Raw genomic sequence first — 18,249 nt, 5'->3', positions numbered from 1 at the left:
ATTTCTTATATAATAGCGGAAGTAATTTGGGAATAGTTAAATTTGATTTGCCTAAATCGTAAGATAAGTTTATAAATGAAAATACAATACTTTCAATCCAACATACTAAGGGTAAATATCCTGAAAATAGTTGAATAAAAAACGCCAGGAAACCCATATGATTTGCCAGCAACTTGGATTGAATGAAGAGAAGAATACACCAGAATGGTAGGATATTAAGATAATAATAAAAGGAGTAGATTATGATATTAGAACCGCTTTATGCAGAAAACATTATAGTAGCCGTCATATATAAAAATGAGTTTAGGTGGTATGTAACAGATAAAGAACTATGGTTTTTAGATTATAATAAATTAGATAATGCATATAAAAATTTAGGTATAAGCATTGAAGATAATGATGAAACGGAAGAAAGAAATGGAATAAAAGTATTAGATCCTGAAAATGTAGAAGTATTTTTAGTAAGGATTAATCAATATAAAACAACTAAAGAAGAATTAAATTATTTACTACTTGAAAATATTAAAAGGAAGAATGCAGTAGAAGATCTATTAGATTATAGTCCAGTCTTATTAATTAACTTTGATAATAAAATACTATATTCAATGTTTCCAGAACCGGCATCATACGAAAACTATGTACCAAAAGATTGGATAGGTACATATGAAGATTTCACTGAACTCATACCTACATCAGAGAAATATTGGATAAATAAGTTTAATAACAATCTACTTTTACTATAAATGTAAGTAAGACAAGAGTAATGATAGTATAAGAATTTATTACCTTAATAGAGAAGTAAATAGAGTCACTAAAGCCAGAAATAAAGGAGTAAAATAGTCATGAAATATCCATATAGTTTTGAAGTACTTAACAGTAGTGATTTAGTTATGAGACTTCCTCAAGAAATAAAACTTGTTGAAACTTTTTTAGGAATTGAAGTTTCAGCTTTTGGAGATTGGATTTTAGAAGAAATACATAGTGTTTTAAACGGAGAAAAAAATTATGTAGTAGTAAATGGCAACATTTGCGGTTTAGAAATCCGGAACGACACAACTACTGTGTTAGACAATTTAGCCGAAGATGGGAAAGGAGAATATTGTGAGATTGAAACAATGGAATTGGTAGAATTGATTCATATTTGGTTAAATAAACGAAAAGAATATAAAAAAGATAAAAAATAAAGGAGTGTAATAATTTAAATAGATGGCCTCTTCATGTGAAGCCGACTTTATTTTATTCATATATATTTTAATCACAAGGCGTATTAATATATGTTCCAAACTTTACGCGTAGGGTTTCCTACGCTATTTATTTTGCTCATTGAGGTCAATCTTTTCTGTCCTTCCCCTCTTCTACTTTTACCGACGATACTATTCTATATCAAAACGTATTTCACATAAAACGAGAAATCATTCTTTACCATATTGCCCTTAGTTACGGAAACAATTATACTGGATGTAACCAGATAAATAATCTGAATATTCTTAGAATTAAAGATAAAAGTTTCACTACTCGCAAATAGAAAGATAAATTCTATTTTCCACTAAATAGATTAGAAAACGATAATAACATTAGGAGGATTACGATGCACCAGCTTGATTCATTACATCCCATTATAGAAAAAATAATTAACAATATTGAAAAGTTAATGGTCGGAAAGCGAAAAGAAACGATCTTAGCTTTGACAGCTCTCTTAGCTGAAGGTCATGTACTATTAGAAGATGTTCCTGGCGTTGGGAAAACAATGTTAGTACGTGCTCTTTCTAAATCTATTGATGCTGATTACAAGCGCATTCAATTTACACCTGATTTACTGCCGTCAGATGTAACAGGAGTTTCTATTTATAATCCGAAAGAGCTCCAATTTGAGTTCAAGCCTGGACCAATCATAGGGAATTTTATACTTGCTGATGAAATTAATCGTACATCTCCCAAAACACAATCTGCCTTACTTGAAAGTATGGAAGAAGGCAATATTACAATAGATGGCATGACAAGACCGTTACCAAAACCGTTCTTTGTAATGGCTACACAAAATCCGGTCGAATATGAGGGAACATATCCTTTACCAGAAGCACAGCTCGATCGTTTCTTATTGAAACTAAAAATGGGATATCCTACACCAGAAGAAGAGTTTGAAATTTTAAACCGGATGGAAAAAACAAATCCACTCTCTCATTTACAAGCTATTACTACAATAAAAGAATTACTTTATTTACAACAAAGCGTACGGGAAGTAAGCATGGACAAAGCAATCAAGCATTACATTGTAAAACTTGTTACTCAGACGCGTTCTTATATTTCTATACAGCTAGGTGCAAGTCCACGCGGCTCAATCGCTTTAATGAAAGCTTCACAAGCTTATGCATTCATCCATGGCAGAAATTATGTTATTCCAGACGATGTTAAATTTTTAGCTCCTTACGTTTTAGCTCACAGACTCATTCTAAAAATGGAAGCAAGATTTGAAGGAATAACAGGAGAACAAGTTATCGCCAAAATCGTTGCACGAACTACCGTGCCGACTCAAAGGACGAAAAACCTTTGATGAAACGACTACTACGAGCACTATATCACGTTACGAAGTTATTGCTAATCCCTTTATGCCTAGTCTTAACATTTGTGTACGCTATGCTTCAAGGAGGATTTGTAAGTTGGTTTTTGTTTTACAGTACGATTCCTATTGGTCTTTATTCACTACTACTTCCCTTCCACGCTTTACGAGACGCTGAAGTAAAACGAATAACAAACCAAAATGAATATGCAGCAGGAGAACAATTTTTAAGCACCATTACAATAAAAAGAAGATTTCCTTTTCCCTTACTTTATTTAATTATAGAAGATGAACTGCCATCACAATTTACAAATTGTAGACAAACGAAGGTGAATAAGGTAATACTCTTTCCAGGATTGAAACGAAATATTTCATTTCAATATGCAATTGACACAATCCCTAGAGGAGAGCACACTTTTTCAAGCGTACGTGTCAAAACTGGTGATCTATTCGGTATGATGGAGAAAGAAGTAACTTTTTCAGTTCTAGATACATTTTTAGTCTATCCCCAGTACGTAGATATAACGTATCGACAATTGGAAAATCATTTCGAACAAGGAGCGCTTTCAGCAAATATAAATTTAGCAAAAGACTCTACAATCTCTGTCGGTGTCAGAGACTATAAACCTGGTGACCGCTTTTCATGGATTGATTGGAAAGCAACTGCCCGAACAAACAATATTATGACGAAAGAGTTTGAACAACAGCGCAGCCATAATATCATGATATTTATGGACAGAACTGAGTCCCCTCTATTCGAATCAGTCGTAACATTTTCCGCCTCTATTGTAAGGGCTGTCTTGAAGCAAAATTCACCAGCGTCATTCGTGTCTGTCGGAAAAGAACGAACTTTTTTCCCTTTAGACAATGGTGATACGCAGTTACAACAAATCTTTTGTCATCTAGCAAAAGTACAAGCAGACAGTGTATTCCCGCTCTCCCGGAGTGTAGAAATGGAATTAAGAAAAATTTATGAGCCCGTAACGATTATACTCGTAACAAGCGATCTTTCTCCCGATATTCAAAAGGCGGCTGACTTTGCTGCTATAAAAAACAGAAAATTAATGGTGTTTGTCGTGAAAGAAAAAGCAAATCAACTCTCACATCGAGAACTAAGTATTCTAGAAACTCTACAAAAACGAAAAATATTTGTAAATGTGGTTTATGGGAACCGGTATACAAACGTGTTTTTTGAGGTGAGCAAATGATAACATTACGAACAAAATACAAATGGGATATGAGCAGATTCTTCATGCATGTATGTGCATTTCTACTTTTACTAGAATGGCTAAGACCCCTTATAGGTATTACAAACGTAGGTAGATTAGATATTTTTGTAATATTTATAGGAATTTGCTTCACTCTCTCTTTTTTTCAAACAAGGTGGCAGATTCCAATAAAGATCGTCACGATCTTATTCATCATTCATTTCCTGTATTATAAAAATGCTTTTATAAATCCATCTTGGCTAACGAAATTTTTTGCTGATATTTCTCGAAATTCCTCTCTGTTTTTCCAGGGGAATTTGCTAGATATTTCTCCCGTTTTTCCAACACTTTTATTTTTTTTATCCTTTTGGTTTTTGAGTGCTTTCATCTCTTTTTGGATGATTCATAAAAAACGTGGGTTGTTATTTCTTATATTGACTATTATTTATATCACCATTTTTCATAACTTACATTTATACAATGCAAACTACGCTATTATTCGTACTATTGTCATCGGCTTTTTTATGCTTAGTCTTCTTCGCATAGAACGAATAAGAGAGATGGAACACTTACAAAATTTTGCTAAAGAAATCTCAAAATTACTTAGACCTCTTACAATATTTATTGTATTGTCAGCAACTATCGCATACTTTGCTCCAAAATTTGGCCCTCAATGGCCAAACCCAATGGATTTTTTAAAATTCAACACATCCGAAGCAAGTAAAAAACAAGAAGTTTCTAAAATTGGATATGGTTTAGATGACTCGCGATTAGGCGGTCCTTTTAAGGCAGATCCTACAATTGTTTTCACAGCACAAACGCAAAACAAACAATATTGGAGAGTCGAAACGAAAGATTTTTATACAGGAAAAGGCTGGGAAGTTTCTGAAAATCAAAAAAAGATTTCTTTTAAAAATAAAAACGACGTCGTGAGCTGGTACGAACCAAATACAAAAACGGAGATAACTGAGGCAACAATCACCATGCAAAAAAGTTATCCACACCTTACCTATCCAGCAGGATTAGTATCAGTTGAGGCTTCTTCTAATGTATCATACAGCGTTGACCCCTTTTCAGAAAAAATCTATACGATGGACGGAGATTCTTCTACTATTTTAAATTCATATAAAGTAACATATGGGGTCCCAGAGTTTTCCATAGAAAACTTGAAAGCTGTAAAAACAAATGAAGGTCAAGAATCAAATCCTTATTTCATGACAAAGTACACGCAACTTCCCGAATCATTACCACAGCGAGTAAAAGACTTAGCTGTAAATCTAACAAATGATAAAGACAACCGATATGATAAAGTATTAGCTATTGAAAACTACTTTACCGACCATTCTTTTGTATATGAAACAATGAATGTGTTGTTCCCTTCCAAAAACCAAGATTATGTAGATCAATTCCTTTTCGATACAAAAAGCGGCTACTGTAATAATTTCTCGACGTCTATGATCGTGTTACTTCGTTCTGCCGGGATTCCTGCTCGCTGGGTAAAAGGTTATACAGAAGGAACTCTTGATAATACACTTGCCTCTGCAGAAGGTGAGGATGTTTATAAAATCGCGAACGATAACGCACACTCTTGGGTCGAAGTATATTTCCCAGGATACGGATGGATTCCATTCGAACCAACAAAAGGATTTACCAATCCCTATAATTTTACAAATAATACTCCTGCTTCTACTTCACAAAATAACGAAGTAAATAATTCTAATAACGAGCCAATACACCAACGGAACAATGAAGCAAAGCTCAAAAGTTTAATAGAAAATACAGAAGAAGCCTCTACTAAAAAGATCACAAATTCCAAAAATGATTTTTCTTGGTGGTACGTATTCCTCTCTACGATACCGATTAGTATCATCGGATACATTCTCTTCACCACTAGAATGAAATGGATTACATTTTTTATTATTCTTTTCTATAAATACCGAAAAGATGATGCTGTTTATAGAAAAGCTTACGGTGCACTTTTAAAACAATTTGCGAGAATTGGCATACCACGGGGTGAAAGTCAAACATTCCGAGAATACGCTCTCCACATCGATACACTTTACAATTCGGCCGATATGCAACAACTTACTTTCAGTTATGAGAACGCTATGTATCAAAAGGAACAGGCCGCAGCCGAATGGAAGACATCCGTACACTTATGGGAAGTGCTTATGAAAAAAGCAGCTTCTCTGCCTAAATCAAACGACTACGATAGAGTGATTTAATCTTGATAATGTGAGTTTAAAGAAAACACCTCAAAGAACTACATTGTTCTTTGAGGCGTTTGTTAATAAAGTGAAACTCCTAATTATTCCCCAAGTACCTTCTCAATCTCAACCTCTAAATCCATCGGCTTCGTCTGTGGTGCAAAACGCCCTACTATTTTCCCGTCTTTTCCAATTAGAAACTTAGTAAAGTTCCATTTCACTGCTTTCATACCGAGTAAACCTGGCGCTTGTTCTGTCATGTATGTATAGAGAGGATGAGCCTTGTCACCTTTTACATCAATCTTTGCAAACATTGGGAAGTTCACACCGTAGTTCAATTCACAAAAACTAGTAATATCAGCTTCTGTTCCTGGTTCTTGTCCCCAAAATTGATTACAAGGGAAACCGAGTATTTCTAGTCCTTGGTCTTTATATTTATCATATAAAGACGTATTGGAGGTTAAGCGTTTGCTAAGTGGATGAGCGCGGTATTGTAATTGAATGGTGACCAAAGTAGTGACTAACTAATTAATCGTAATATTAACTAGTAAATTTTAGTCACAAGACGTATGATATATGTTTCCAACCTTTACGCGTAGGGATTCCTACGCTATTTATTTTGGTCACCGAGGTCACTCTTTCATTCTCCACCTCTCATTTACCGACTGTACTCTAGATTGTCTACATTAATTCCTGTCCTCTTTCCCTTACTATCCAACCGTAATTCCTCCTCCAATTTATCAATGTATTGTCTCGTTATTTTCTCTTCAACTTCTGCAACATATATTTAATCCCTTATTTCCTTCTAACCTGAAATATTTATTTAGCTTTATTAATTTCTTCATTTTATTTATCCTCTATATAATTACACATTAACAATTATTGACGAAGTAATTGCGAAACTGTAATATGAAATTAAGGATAATTAATATAGAGGTACTACTATGAAAGTTAAACCACTTTTGTCCGAGATTTTAGCTGAACATAACTTACGACAAAAGAATTTGGCCGAAATGGCCGAAACAACAAAAGCTACAATTAGTCGAGCACTAGATTTAAAAATTGAAGATTTATTTAATATAGAAGCTTAAAAGCCGTTCCTTTAATTGGATCGGTTCTTTTTATTAAATTTAAATTGAGGATATATTATGGAGGTATTTTAATGATTGTTGGTTGTTTAAATTGTTGTCACCCTGAATTATTTAAAGTATTTGATGATCTTAATATAGAAACGATCCCTGGTACTTTATTAGCATCAGATTTTGGGGACGATTTAGAAACTTGCTCTAAATGTAATAGTATTTTGTTATCTGACGACCATGTCATAATTGACAAGGATGATTTTCTTGCAGAGACTACTGATTTCCTAGCAGAAAAAATTAATGATGAAATTACGGAATGTCAATCTTGCAATGATAACATAATTTTATACAAGCAACGTACTGGTGAACAATTAGACTTAAACACTATTGGAGAATTAGTCTCGACTTTCAATTTACCAAAGGAAATTGAATCCTTAGTCTATGAAAAAATACAATGCCGTTGCGGAAATTCTTTGAACTCTGACGATCCTTATGTTACGAAAGAAGAGTTAAACGATTGGTTTGGTGAAGAAATAGATTTTGTAATTAACACATTCGATATTTCCGCAGAGGACACTCAAGACTTTATTAAATTTTTACAAGACAACCCTATGCTAGGACTCGAACACAAAGTCGGAAAAACAATTCTTAAAAAAATTAAAGAAGAAACCCTTGATGAAATTGAAGTATTAGAGGAAAAATTAATATTTTACAGAGGCCGAAAAAGAAATAAATATGAGAGGTTAGTTCCGTTCATAGAAGATGAATTATGGCATCCCCCTTTAGGATTACCTAAACAAGGCAGATATAATCCACCAGGGGTAGCGTACTTATATCTAGCTGACAGTACTGATGTAGTCATAAATGAAATTGCGCCATCTAATAATGATATTGTAGAAATTGGTGAACTTGAAACATTAAAGTCACTTAAAGTATTTAACTCAACAAAAGCAGATATTGATATTTTTGCTGCACTAGAAAGACACGATGATGGTCACGTCTTTGCCTATGAATATATCTTTCCAAACTTTTTGTCTCAATGTTTAGCATACTGTAATTTTAATGGCATATTATATCAAAGTATCAAATCCAACACAGGCGTTAATTTATGTTTGTTTAATTTCAAACGAAATATTGATATAAAAATGAAAGCAGTCCATGTAGATGTGAAAAAGAAGACCAAAAATCCTTTTATAGATTTGCCATTTTAAACATTCTAATAAGCAGTGTCACACTCCTGATACCTTCCATATTTTTTGTAAACGTGGTATACTATAACCAATTAACATCTAGGAGAGATAGCGCCAACTATCTACTCCGAGAATTGCAGTTACTTAATTAGTTGTTAATATTTGAGATTGAGTTGTTCGCTTCGGGTGTTCTAGTTGTAACATTTGAAGTAGCACTTACTTGCAAAGACTGGTTAACTTGTTGTTCTAGCAACAAGTTAACCAGTCTTTTTTGTCATTCCTCTTTTAGAACACACACTATCTAATAATATTCACTCTGTATCCACAATAAAGCTACAAAACAAATGAAAACAAAAAAGAGTAGTTTATCACTACCCTCTTTAAACTTTATTTCCACTTCCAGTTTACCCAGTTGATTTTACCTACACATAAATTCTCAGTGGTCCATTTTAAATACATTAGAAAGTTGTCGCAGGATTCAAAGTCTCCAGTTAGGCAACCACTAGTAAATTGATGACAATTATCGAATACTAAATTGTAGTCTCTTGATTTGCCAACGCTATTTAACGCCCTATAGTAAGCAGACTCAAAAGATATTGGCATACAGAAATCTCTGTCTAGTGGTATTACTATTTCTTTGAGTGTTGATGTCACATTGCTAGTAAACTCATGTAGGCTTACTTTTTCGATTTGACCTTTTCCATTCAACTGAACAGCTTCATTGTTCCCAACATAAATACCTGAATGTTCCATGGTTGTAAATCCTAAGTCGCAGTATATCGGTGAACCTAACCCTGGTTCTAGCTTTGTCCGAGGATTCATAATGATCTTAGGAAAAATACCTGTCTGAAATGGAGAAATAATACTTTTCTCTAAATTACTAGTACTGAGTTCTTTCTGAAATTTCCTTTGTTTGATGGCTTCTTTCGTTGAATGAGTAGCATCTGCGATTTTGTCTTTTACATCACTTACTGCCCATCCTACTTTACTGTATCTTACCGCATCTTTTGTTTCCGTGATTTTGCATCCTAGCTTTGAGTTTTGTACATTATACAAGAAATCTCTAAATCCCATTTTCAATTGCTCCTTTTATTAATTGTCACATTAATCTATTCAAAGTGATTAGCTTACAAATAATATAGAAGAATACATTTACAGTATATGTTAAATTCAAAGCGGATTCAATTATTTATATGTTACACTTATATTGATACCATTTACTATTTATTTCAAGGGTCTAGTTTCATATTACAACGCAATCACCATATCATCTAAAAATGCTATTGAAATGGGGTTTTATTAAATGTATAAGGTGACTATAGATGATTTATGTGAACAAAGGAAAATGAGCACAAAAAGAAAGATCAATTCACCTTTCAAATGCTCAACATGCCGTGAGAACGTCAACATCCAACTCATAAACATTTTTAACTTGTGAACAAATATTTAGTAAATCAATTTGATTCAAGTCGATACTGTTCTAAAGAGTGTGTATTTAAGTTTTTAGAAGATAGAAATGTAAATGTGGAGAAAGTCGTTAAGAAAGTTATTAGCTCGATATTTAGGGGATTTCGTTTAATAGATAGAATTATAAATCTTATATTAAAAACATTATCTAAAAGTAAATTCTAATATCACTAAAAGAAATACCGACTCATAAGGGGCGGTATTTATCTTAATATCATGGATTTAACAAGCTTATTCTTATATAACCCAGTTAATTAAAAAAGCTCCCTTTCTGGAGCGTTCCAAATAATACAACTGAATTAAAACTAAGAACGGATCGTTCAATTACACAATAAATACATAATATGTGGAATTTTCAAAAGGAAATATCGTGCGAAGTTATTAGATTAAAAATAAGGGAGACTTTCACTCTTTTATTTGCCATTCCCAATCCCATCTACACCATTCTACCTGTTTGCCATATACTTTTTCTGCTGTACACTTCATAAAGTCTAATGGTTGATTATTTTGTTCAAAATCTCCCGTTAAACATCCACTAGTAAACTTGTGACAATTATTAGTGACCACGTTATATTTTAATTTTTCATCCTCATTAAGAATCGCTTTCCAATAAGCGTCTTTGAATTCAATTGGCAATGAATTAGATTTATCTACAGGGAAAAATATATCTCTTGAAATGGTTGATATATTGTCCGTAAATTCAAATAAGCTTACTACTTCAACTAAGCCATTTCCATTCAATTGCATCACTTCAAAATCACCAATGTATATACCAGAATGTTCAGCTGCTCCAAATAATAAGTCACAATAAATTGGTGATCCTAACCCTGGTTCTAAAGGACTTGAGGAATATCGTATTTTATTAATTAACAGATTTACTATAGACGGAGCAGGGAAAATCCCACCCGTCAATAACGTGGATAAAGACTTATGTTTAATATATTCTCCTACTTTATAGCTTACTTTTGTTGCTATACCTACTGATTTATGATGGGGAATTTCGTGCTTTTTAGAATTCAAAATACTCCCTCCTACTAATAAATCTTATTATTTGTTGGCTTATATTACTTTACCATTTCTTCAAATTCTATTCTTTCTTTATCTGTCGTTCATCAATTTGTAAATCTATTACATCACCATTCGAGTATACTCTCACCAGAGTCATCATGTTATATTCTTTGCATTCTTTGCATTTTTTCATTCCTATTGCGATTCTAATTATGTAATTATTTTTCCAAATCATTCATTATTAAAGTATATATTATATAATACAATAAATTAAATTACTAAAATATATTAATATTTACCTTCCCTAATCTTCCATTAATAAAAAATCATTCCTTATTATATAAAAATATACAAAAACCACTTTAAAACATCTCTAATATGGAAAATCTATAATGGTAGCAGTCTACTGAAATCAAATACATATTACTCTATTAAGTTTTGAACTATTGGTAATAAACGCTAAAATGAAATAACTTAAAAACATATAAAATGAGAAATGTTTCAGTTTGTGAAAAATAAAGGATTTTCAAAATAATCAAACTCTATAATCAATAAGAGAAAGACACTCTTAGTGAGTGTCTTTTAGCACTTATTTCATTTGTTTCTTGTTCATCGCACTCATCATTTGATTGATTTTCTTTTGGGAAGGTTTTTGTCCCATTTGCATCAAAACCCTTATATATCAAGGTTTGAAACCTGTTTCCCACCACTTTTTCTGTTAAGAAAAATATAGCACATCTTCATTTACCTTGTCTATAAATTTACAATATATTATACAAAAGTGGTTTATCATTCATCTATTTTCCAAATCGTCACTTCACACGTTAAAATAATTTACTGCTTTTGTATAAAATCTTGCATCGAAGCCACCGAATAAAAACCATTATCTGTATTATCTAAAGGAAGAACTTTTTTAATTGCAACAATGTCCTTTAACATCTCTGACATTATTTTTTTTACTTCACCTGCATTACCGTTCCCTTGATGGAATTTAACTGATTCAGTTATAAATATTTTTGAGTTACTCGATAAATTTTTAATGTTCGTCTCAACACTTTCAAATTCTTCTGGTAAATACTTCACGCTAAGTTCAACATTATAGATACTTTTCTCTAATCCCCTCAATTTTTCTTTTAACTCTTTATCTGTTGTTGCTTTGTTACTTATCTTATCTGCAACATCATCCACATAAGAAATTAAAGTATTAACTTGCCCAGGTAATACCTTTAAAACCGATTCACTGGCTTCCTTTTTCTTTTCTTCTGTTTGAGCGTCCTCTTGTTCTTTTACTCTATCTTCTGTTTTCGAATTTTCTTCAAATGCTTTATCTGCCAACGTTTCCTCTTTCTTATTCTCACAGCCCATAAGTAATAAGAAAGTAAAAATCATTGTAAAAACAATCACCAGATTTTTATTTTTACATTTCATATGCTACACCCCTTGATAAACATTTATTTTATTAAATTGATTTAATTCATTATTCACTAAATTTTTGTTCGTATTTCTCATTTTCCTCTAACAAAAAATCAATTGCTTGATTGATGGTTTCTAAAACTTCTTTTCCTTGTAGATATTCAATATAATTCTGCTTTTGATTTTCATATCTTCTCTCACATGAAATATTACGAATATCTTTCCATAAAACCTTTATTAAACAAAAAGTTACAGGAGGTTCAAAAACTGGGAAAGTGAACTCTGGTACTGCTTCTGTTTTATGTAATTCTATAAAATTCATATTATGCTTCACCATGTTGTAAGCATGTCTTAAACCAAATATTAAATTTCCTCTAGTATCCTGCCTTTGTCTGTATGAGTAATCCCCTTTATTAAATTCCATATACCAATCGTTTATGGCGATTACCCATAACAAGGTTTCACCTAATGTTGCATACATGTTATTCTCATCGTTTGGAACACTAAACGCTCTTATTAAACGTTCATGAGCAAATTTCAAAGCGTATTCGGTTCTTCGCAACCTCTCTACAGCCATATATTTATCCCCTTCTTTTAAATTAATAGTTCTTAACAATAAAAATATCATATTTTACCATATTAATGAAATTCTTATTATGTAAGATTCGAAAAAGTTTGATCATAACAAACTTTTTCGAACCAGTTACTATGATGATTGTTCGCAGTAGAATATTTACGCTTTCATACTTCTTCTAAATTCATTAAAAGCATTCTTTTTATTGTGTGAGGAAAATCACATTGTACCGTGACACCTCTCATCCCCCTCGGACTTTTCTACTTAATACTACCTGAGATTTACTTATCACCCGCAATATTTCCCACTCTTTTTTTTATACTTTATAGACACGGTAGACATTATAGGGTTAAATATTTCAAATTTAATCTTCGTTGATATAATATTTAACACCTAATGGTATGAAGGAAAAATAAAAAAAGAGAGAATCTGTTTCTCTCTTTTTAGTTTTCTGATAATAAATTTAATAATAATTTTATTTTCTTAAATAATTCATCGAATGTAATAAGCATTACATTTTTCAATTCTTTTCTATACAACTCAAAAGATTGTAATTTTTTATTAGCGAAATCATTTAACTTCCCGGCAATAACAACACATATAGGATTAATAACCTTGAAATCACTTTCAGAATTTATGAGAAGCGATCCATACTCTCTTTGAAGTTGTTCTTTATATACTAATACTTGAACTATAGAACCTGTTAAATCATTATGTATTGAGTATGCTCCCTGTCTGTATTCATTTGCAAGTAATTTATTATTTGGAGTTTTAATTTCAATTAAAGCAACATCCTTAGATATGTCATTCTAATATATAAAATCAACTACTTTTTGCCTTTGTTACCTAATCCTTTTCCTCCAATATATGCTTTCTCATCAAAAATTAGCAACGGGCTTGCAAAAACTTGACTAAGCACCCATGCATGTTCTTTAAATACTCTCTGCCAAAACTCTTCATTATCATTCTCTTTATTTTCTTCCCAAATATTTAATAATTTTTTCAAATTCGTAATCAAGCTTTTTGTTATCAAATAAGGGAAGCTATATGAGCATCGAGAATATTCTGTTGTACAAAATTCGCTTTCATTAATAGAACATAAAAAGACCTTGCTACATAAAGTAACAAGGTCTGGATATAGTAAAGTGAGTACCTCTTCCGTTTTTATAGGTACTGCTGCATAGTCTATTATGCTTATATGGGATCGCGAACCCATTTTAATAATTAAAGTCTTTTATAATGATTAGTATCGAATGCGCTTCGGTTTTGCCACTCTAATTTCAACTGGTTCAAATTCTTCACGAGTCAACTGTTCTTCTATGTTGTTTCTATTTATAAATGTGTAGTAATAATTTGTTTTTGACCCATCAATATCTTCTTCCCGAGAAACAAATCGTACTATTTCCCCAACTCTAAAACCACATACTGAATTGTCAATAACAACTGCGGAACTACCTACTTTTAAATCTAAACATTTCATACCAAACACCTCAATTAGCTTGAGAATTTTTCGCGATAAATAAAATTATACAGTAAAACACTATGTTTTTACAACTTATATTTTTAGATAAAACTGGAATTTTATTTAAATTCATTTCGCAAAATAACCTGTAAAAAACTAAAAAAGCAAAAAGGACACTTTTTTAGTTTTTCTAGCTTCCCAGCACAAATTTGAAAATAGATTTCAAGCTATCCTTCACTATCTTTAAATTTTCCTCTTAAGTTCTTCTCAAAGATAACCCTATTATCTTCCATCTTATTATAAGTTTGAAATAAACCTTCTCTTTTCTTTTTTCTTACCCTTGGTTCTGGAGGATAACATGACGGACATTTTGCAGCCCCTTCATGTCTAGCTTTGACCATTGCTTTATATTCATGTCCACACTTACCACAAACCCACCATGCTCTTTCGTTACATCTGGTAGATGTCTCCTCAGGTGCTGTTACACCATATACTTCTTTGTTCTTTGTTGGATGCCATTCTTTTGCTATTTCTGGATTGTGAAGAGCAATTGACTGTTGATATTTTTCACACGTTCTACATCCTTTACCATTTTTCACTCTTAGATTTATTTTTTCTCTCCACATATGCCCTTCTTTACAGACCCACTTTACTTCTTCATTTGAAGTATAGATTGCTTCATATGGGTTTTTAATTTTTTGATCATAAAATGTGTCAAATACACAAAACTCCTTTGCTATCTCTGGATACATTGTTGCTAATGAGTTGTCTTTGCAAACTTTCTTGTTTGAACAGTAAGGACACACAGTTTTGTCATGAAGCCTACTTCTAACAGATTCTTTCCATTCATGACCCCTTCCGCAAATCCACCATCTAACACTCCAATTCTCTTCGTCAAGCATCTCATTGTCAGGTGTTACATCTACATTTCTTTCAAAATTCCATTGTTTAGACAAGCTTGGATCAATCTCTCTAAGTGATTTAGCTTCTATCTTATTAACATTATTTAACTTATCTAGCTTTTCTTTTTTCTTCATACATTTAGGACAAAGCTCATCTCCAACTTTCAGCCTATCACTAGGAGTAGATCCCCAAACATGCCCCTCAGAGCACTCCCACCAAATATATTCGTAACTTCCATATGTAATATCTTCAGGATTCAAGTGACCATTCTTGGTAGGATGCCATTCACTTAACAGCTTTTTAGAAAGACCTGTATTTATAATTAAATTAATCATAGTATTCTCACCTCTACTTTTCTGATTCAATACACCATTTGTCTGCGTTCAATTCTTCTGTAGTCATCTCATACTCATCTAATTTAACAAAATCATTTTCCCTATTAAGAAAGCAAGGCTTTACAAATATAGAAGCATTTCTATAACTATAACTTTCACCTATATACGCTTCAATTTTAGAAATCTCTAGCCTATAAACATATAATGGATGTGAATATATTTGTCCAACTTTAAAAGTTTTATCACTATTGTTTTCCGAAGAAATCTCTTCAACTTTCACTTTACTTGGAGGATCATGGAAATGGCTATCCCACATTACGCTTCACCCTAACTTTAAGTTTATTTAATTCTATTGTATCAGAATATTCACACGCATAATTAGGCAAAAGGTATGATTTTCTCATTATTTTCAGCTATTATATATAAATTACAGATAGGGGAGAAAATATTATGAGTTCTATTCAAATTGATTCATCTGGTCAAAAATATGTCGAAATCGAAACAGTGAACAAACAAGAAAGTTTAAGAATTTCTTATATTAAAGATGGTTTTACCGATAAACCATGTCTACGCATCAATATTCGTCCTCATGGTAAGAAACTTCGTCAAGGTCCTGAATTCTCAATTGATAAGTTACCTGAAGTTCAAGCGGCGCTTACAGAGTTGTTATTAGATTTACAAGATGAGAACTAATTAAACATTAAACAAAATAAGCCCTCTCATGCGAGAAGGGCTTTTTAAATCCTTAATATTAATTTTCTAAAGTACAATAAAAAAGAGTTTATCTTTTTTATATAGAAAAGTATTTAAAATATACTCATGATTATATCTTTCTATGAATTCATACTATATTTAGAATCAAAAACAATAGCATAATTATAGCTTCTCAATAAGTGGATAAGTCATCATCTGAATCATAATTTTTCTGATTTCCCGTGCATTATCTAGGGTAGAAATATTTCTTTTGAGTTTATCCTTTATGTCCCATCCCTTAATTATTTCCTTATCTTCATCATTGAATTTTAATAACTCTTCATCATATACTGCTTCTATGATTGCTTCTTTAGCTTCATTAGATAGCTCATCATATTTAATAAAATGATTAAAACGAGAAAAAATAGGATCTCCTAGTTTTTCTTTAATTTCTTTTTCATTTTGATAATTTGAAGTACAAAAAATAATGGTATTTTCTAGATTTACTTCATAAAATTTATCAGTATATATTCCTTCATCAAATAATTGATAAAATGCGCTATAAAACATTGGGTGTGCTTTATCAAATTCATCCAATAAAATAACATTTGTCTCCCTATCTAGCAAATCCTTTGCAAATGAATTACTTTTATCACCAAAGATATAATTCATAAAATTTTCATTATGAAACATAGATAACTGCTTTCTAAATAATTTTTGATTTGGATTTATAATTTCATTCACAAATTTGGCTGTCTCTGTTTTCCCTACGCTAGAAGGACCATATAGCATAACTACTGTTGGTTTATGAACCCCATGATTTGTCAGACTATATAATGTTCTCAAAAGTTCATCTTTAACATTAGTCTGACCATATATAACATTCTCAAAATCACGTTTTATTTTCGATAAATTTGCCAACTCTAAACTAGGATATTCATAATTGATTATTTCGATTTCTAATTGTAAATTTGCAGATTCTATTTGATTCAAAATTTTAGCAGGTGGATTATGTAATAACATTTTTGTATAACCAAATTTCTCAGAAAAATGTATGCAATAAATCAAAAAGCCTTCAATAAAAAAATCAGCAACACCTGAATATTCATCCGAATGAATCACTAAAGTATCGTAGGTGTATTGAGCTTCCTGCAAAGAAGAGTCTTTTGAATCTATAAACCTAACCAAATTAGTAAGTGTAAAGCTCCCTTCAGTTGGTACTAGTTTTATAAACTCTCCTTTTGGTCCATTAAATATTTCAATTTCCATCAGTTTTCACCTCTACTCCAGCTAGAATAACATCATACATTTTCAAGAGATCATTTGCCCCCTGATTAGTAGGGCTATCACCCATTAACTCGCTTATCGAAGGCCGTTCAGAAACTGTTTCCACTTTTAGTTCATTTTCTATTGTAAAATCTGTTTCTTCACTTTCACCTACCTCCACAGCGTAATAGGTTAATTTCATTTTAGGTAAATCCATTAAACTATATGCATTTTTTAAAGCATTAATATTAAATCTTAATATTATACGATCATTATTTTTATATGCAAGGAGCTCATAATATCCCCTTGCATTTTTTAAGATTTCATCAAAGTTTTGAACATCAAAGTCTTTCATTTCCTCAACAAGGGCCGAATCTTCCTTGAAAATTTTTATATAAGGGGTATACATCTTTATGAATGAAAATGAATTTTTGATGGGCCTAATTTGAAAACCTTTAAAGATATGTATTTTTTTCTCATCTTCTAATTTACTACTAAGATTATAAAAATCAGCTAGAATTGTATTTGAAATTGTTTTAGTGACAAGAGAATCCTTCGCGAATGAGGAATTTACATTAACTTTTGTTGTAAAAGCCGCCTTAATCGCCGTAAAAAAATTAGTACCTGCACCTACCTCCACTCCAGCTTCGGCTTTTCCTCCAAACTGTACCGTTCCCTTATCTTCATCAACTGAAATAAGTTCTCCACCATATTCTATCTGTAACATATCTGTTGCAGATCCTTCATCAAAATAAATTACCTTCTGCATATCAATACACCCCTATAACTTAAAATTATGTATAATTTACATTAAATAACGATTTATATTTATATATTATATTAAAAATCCGATATACAATCCTTAACTTTTTGGAATTTATATA

Annotated in this window: 19 protein-coding genes and 2 pseudogenes; 8 read left to right on the top strand and 13 right to left on the bottom strand. The window is 31.7% G+C overall.

The annotated features are described in order from the left end of the window. Positions 1-242 precede the first annotated feature (242 nt). The 5 genes from JTF23_RS03565 to JTF23_RS03545 all read left to right on the top strand — a co-directional run bounded on the left by JTF23_RS03565 (position 243) and on the right by JTF23_RS03545 (position 5,990). Entirely contained in the window at positions 243-743 is a 501-nt protein-coding gene (locus JTF23_RS03565; RefSeq protein ID WP_204208125.1) for a hypothetical protein, read from the top strand. A gap of 99 nt (positions 744-842) precedes the next feature. After that, positions 843-1,184 (top strand): hypothetical protein, encoded by a 342-nt coding sequence (locus tag JTF23_RS03560; RefSeq protein ID WP_002031584.1) that lies wholly within the window; start codon positions 843-845, stop codon positions 1,182-1,184. Between the two features lie 404 nt (positions 1,185-1,588). Further along, positions 1,589-2,551 carry an AAA family ATPase gene (locus JTF23_RS03555; RefSeq protein ID WP_204208124.1) on the top strand — a complete coding sequence of 321 codons (963 nt, stop codon included), beginning with the start codon at positions 1,589-1,591 and terminating at the stop codon, positions 2,549-2,551. Further along, positions 2,551-3,765: a DUF58 domain-containing protein gene (locus tag JTF23_RS03550; RefSeq protein ID WP_204208123.1), complete on the top strand. Its 1,215-nt coding sequence runs from the start codon at positions 2,551-2,553 to the stop codon at positions 3,763-3,765. Before JTF23_RS03555 ends, JTF23_RS03550 begins: the two co-directional genes overlap by 1 nt. Beyond that, complete coding sequence (locus JTF23_RS03545) at positions 3,762-5,990, top strand: transglutaminase TgpA family protein (RefSeq protein WP_204208122.1); 2,229 nt, start codon at positions 3,762-3,764, stop codon at positions 5,988-5,990. Before JTF23_RS03550 ends, JTF23_RS03545 begins: the two co-directional genes overlap by 4 nt. A gap of 83 nt (positions 5,991-6,073) precedes the next feature. Here JTF23_RS03545 and JTF23_RS03540 read toward each other — a convergent pair. After that, positions 6,074-6,418: pseudogene (locus JTF23_RS03540) on the bottom strand (glutathione peroxidase); the annotation flags it as partial. Between the two features lie 498 nt (positions 6,419-6,916). Here JTF23_RS03540 and JTF23_RS03535 point away from each other — a divergent pair. Both JTF23_RS03535 and JTF23_RS03530 read left to right on the top strand, forming a co-directional pair. After that, entirely contained in the window at positions 6,917-7,063 is a 147-nt protein-coding gene (locus tag JTF23_RS03535; RefSeq protein WP_204208121.1) for an XRE family transcriptional regulator, read from the top strand. A 71-nt stretch (positions 7,064-7,134) separates the two neighbouring features. After that, positions 7,135-8,265: an RES family NAD+ phosphorylase gene (locus JTF23_RS03530; RefSeq protein WP_204208120.1), complete on the top strand. Its 1,131-nt coding sequence runs from the start codon at positions 7,135-7,137 to the stop codon at positions 8,263-8,265. Between the two features lie 366 nt (positions 8,266-8,631). On the opposite strand, the gene JTF23_RS03525 is transcribed toward JTF23_RS03530, so the two are convergent. From JTF23_RS03525 to JTF23_RS03485, 10 genes and pseudogenes are all read right to left on the bottom strand, one after another. Continuing rightward, complete coding sequence (locus tag JTF23_RS03525) at positions 8,632-9,318, bottom strand: lecithin retinol acyltransferase family protein (protein ID WP_204208119.1); 687 nt, start codon at positions 9,316-9,318, stop codon at positions 8,632-8,634. Between the two features lie 798 nt (positions 9,319-10,116). Next, positions 10,117-10,731 (bottom strand): C40 family peptidase, encoded by a 615-nt coding sequence (locus JTF23_RS03520; RefSeq protein WP_204208118.1) that lies wholly within the window; start codon positions 10,729-10,731, stop codon positions 10,117-10,119. A gap of 577 nt (positions 10,732-11,308) precedes the next feature. Further along, positions 11,309-11,392, bottom strand: a pseudogene (locus tag JTF23_RS03515) (YneF family protein); the annotation flags it as partial. 161 nt (positions 11,393-11,553) lie between these two features. Continuing rightward, on the bottom strand, positions 11,554-12,147 hold the full coding sequence (locus tag JTF23_RS03510) for a hypothetical protein (protein WP_204208117.1): 594 nt from the start codon (positions 12,145-12,147) through the stop codon (positions 11,554-11,556). A 49-nt stretch (positions 12,148-12,196) separates the two neighbouring features. Then, positions 12,197-12,709 (bottom strand): hypothetical protein, encoded by a 513-nt coding sequence (locus tag JTF23_RS03505; RefSeq protein ID WP_204208116.1) that lies wholly within the window; start codon positions 12,707-12,709, stop codon positions 12,197-12,199. A 440-nt stretch (positions 12,710-13,149) separates the two neighbouring features. Beyond that, complete coding sequence (locus tag JTF23_RS27685) at positions 13,150-13,482, bottom strand: Shedu anti-phage system protein SduA domain-containing protein (protein ID WP_307839138.1); 333 nt, start codon at positions 13,480-13,482, stop codon at positions 13,150-13,152. Positions 13,483-13,532: 50 nt separating this feature from the next. Then, positions 13,533-13,712 (bottom strand): hypothetical protein, encoded by a 180-nt coding sequence (locus tag JTF23_RS27680; protein WP_252187992.1) that lies wholly within the window; start codon positions 13,710-13,712, stop codon positions 13,533-13,535. A 237-nt stretch (positions 13,713-13,949) separates the two neighbouring features. Continuing rightward, positions 13,950-14,186, bottom strand: a complete 237-nt coding sequence (locus tag JTF23_RS03495) for a hypothetical protein (protein ID WP_204208115.1) — start codon at positions 14,184-14,186, stop codon at positions 13,950-13,952. 209 nt (positions 14,187-14,395) lie between these two features. Beyond that, entirely contained in the window at positions 14,396-15,406 is a 1,011-nt protein-coding gene (locus tag JTF23_RS03490) for a zinc-ribbon domain-containing protein (RefSeq protein ID WP_204208114.1), read from the bottom strand. 13 nt (positions 15,407-15,419) lie between these two features. Next, positions 15,420-15,722 carry a hypothetical protein gene (locus JTF23_RS03485; RefSeq protein WP_204208113.1) on the bottom strand — a complete coding sequence of 101 codons (303 nt, stop codon included), beginning with the start codon at positions 15,720-15,722 and terminating at the stop codon, positions 15,420-15,422. Between the two features lie 134 nt (positions 15,723-15,856). On the opposite strand from JTF23_RS03485, the gene JTF23_RS03480 reads away from it, so the two are divergent. Further along, a complete protein-coding gene (locus JTF23_RS03480; protein ID WP_204208112.1) occupies positions 15,857-16,099 on the top strand; it encodes a hypothetical protein in 243 nt (80 codons plus the stop codon). Between the two features lie 183 nt (positions 16,100-16,282). On the opposite strand, the gene JTF23_RS03475 is transcribed toward JTF23_RS03480, so the two are convergent. Next, complete coding sequence (locus JTF23_RS03475) at positions 16,283-17,368, bottom strand: AAA family ATPase (RefSeq protein WP_204208111.1); 1,086 nt, start codon at positions 17,366-17,368, stop codon at positions 16,283-16,285. Further along, the gene (locus tag JTF23_RS03470) at positions 17,358-18,134 is read right to left on the bottom strand and encodes a DUF6414 family protein (protein WP_204208110.1); all 777 of its coding nucleotides are present in this window, start codon (positions 18,132-18,134) and stop codon (positions 17,358-17,360) included. The genes JTF23_RS03475 and JTF23_RS03470 overlap by 11 nt, the downstream gene beginning before the upstream one ends. Positions 18,135-18,249: the final 115 nt, after the last annotated feature.

The sequence above is a fragment of the Bacillus sp. RIT 809 genome, from assembly GCF_016892495.1.
In the GTDB taxonomy this organism is placed as follows: domain Bacteria; phylum Bacillota; class Bacilli; order Bacillales; family Bacillaceae_G; genus Bacillus_A; species Bacillus_A cereus_U.
The sequence above is the reverse complement of the archived record's forward strand: the minus strand, read 5'-3'. Positions and strand labels throughout refer to the sequence as shown.

Bases quoted from the DNA above. Each gene is read 5' to 3' on its own strand.
- JTF23_RS03470 (WP_204208110.1), bottom strand. From the start codon at position 18,134: ATGCAGAAGGTAATTTATTTTGATGAAGGATCTGCAACAGATATGTTA.
- JTF23_RS03505 (WP_204208116.1), bottom strand. From the start codon at position 12,709: ATGGCTGTAGAGAGGTTGCGAAGAACCGAATACGCTTTGAAATTTGCT.
- JTF23_RS03565 (WP_204208125.1), top strand. From the start codon at position 243: ATGATATTAGAACCGCTTTATGCAGAAAACATTATAGTAGCCGTCATA.
- JTF23_RS03485 (WP_204208113.1), bottom strand. From the start codon at position 15,722: ATGTGGGATAGCCATTTCCATGATCCTCCAAGTAAAGTGAAAGTTGAA.
- JTF23_RS03550 (WP_204208123.1), top strand. From the start codon at position 2,551: ATGAAACGACTACTACGAGCACTATATCACGTTACGAAGTTATTGCTA.
- JTF23_RS03510 (WP_204208117.1), bottom strand. From the start codon at position 12,147: ATGAAATGTAAAAATAAAAATCTGGTGATTGTTTTTACAATGATTTTT.
- JTF23_RS03530 (WP_204208120.1), top strand. From the start codon at position 7,135: ATGATTGTTGGTTGTTTAAATTGTTGTCACCCTGAATTATTTAAAGTA.
- JTF23_RS03475 (WP_204208111.1), bottom strand. From the start codon at position 17,368: ATGGAAATTGAAATATTTAATGGACCAAAAGGAGAGTTTATAAAACTA.
- JTF23_RS03560 (WP_002031584.1), top strand. From the start codon at position 843: ATGAAATATCCATATAGTTTTGAAGTACTTAACAGTAGTGATTTAGTT.
- JTF23_RS03525 (WP_204208119.1), bottom strand. From the start codon at position 9,318: ATGGGATTTAGAGATTTCTTGTATAATGTACAAAACTCAAAGCTAGGA.
- JTF23_RS03535 (WP_204208121.1), top strand. From the start codon at position 6,917: ATGAAAGTTAAACCACTTTTGTCCGAGATTTTAGCTGAACATAACTTA.
- JTF23_RS03555 (WP_204208124.1), top strand. From the start codon at position 1,589: ATGCACCAGCTTGATTCATTACATCCCATTATAGAAAAAATAATTAAC.
- JTF23_RS03495 (WP_204208115.1), bottom strand. From the start codon at position 14,186: ATGAAATGTTTAGATTTAAAAGTAGGTAGTTCCGCAGTTGTTATTGAC.
- JTF23_RS03490 (WP_204208114.1), bottom strand. From the start codon at position 15,406: ATGATTAATTTAATTATAAATACAGGTCTTTCTAAAAAGCTGTTAAGT.
- JTF23_RS03545 (WP_204208122.1), top strand. From the start codon at position 3,762: ATGATAACATTACGAACAAAATACAAATGGGATATGAGCAGATTCTTC.
- JTF23_RS03480 (WP_204208112.1), top strand. From the start codon at position 15,857: ATGAGTTCTATTCAAATTGATTCATCTGGTCAAAAATATGTCGAAATC.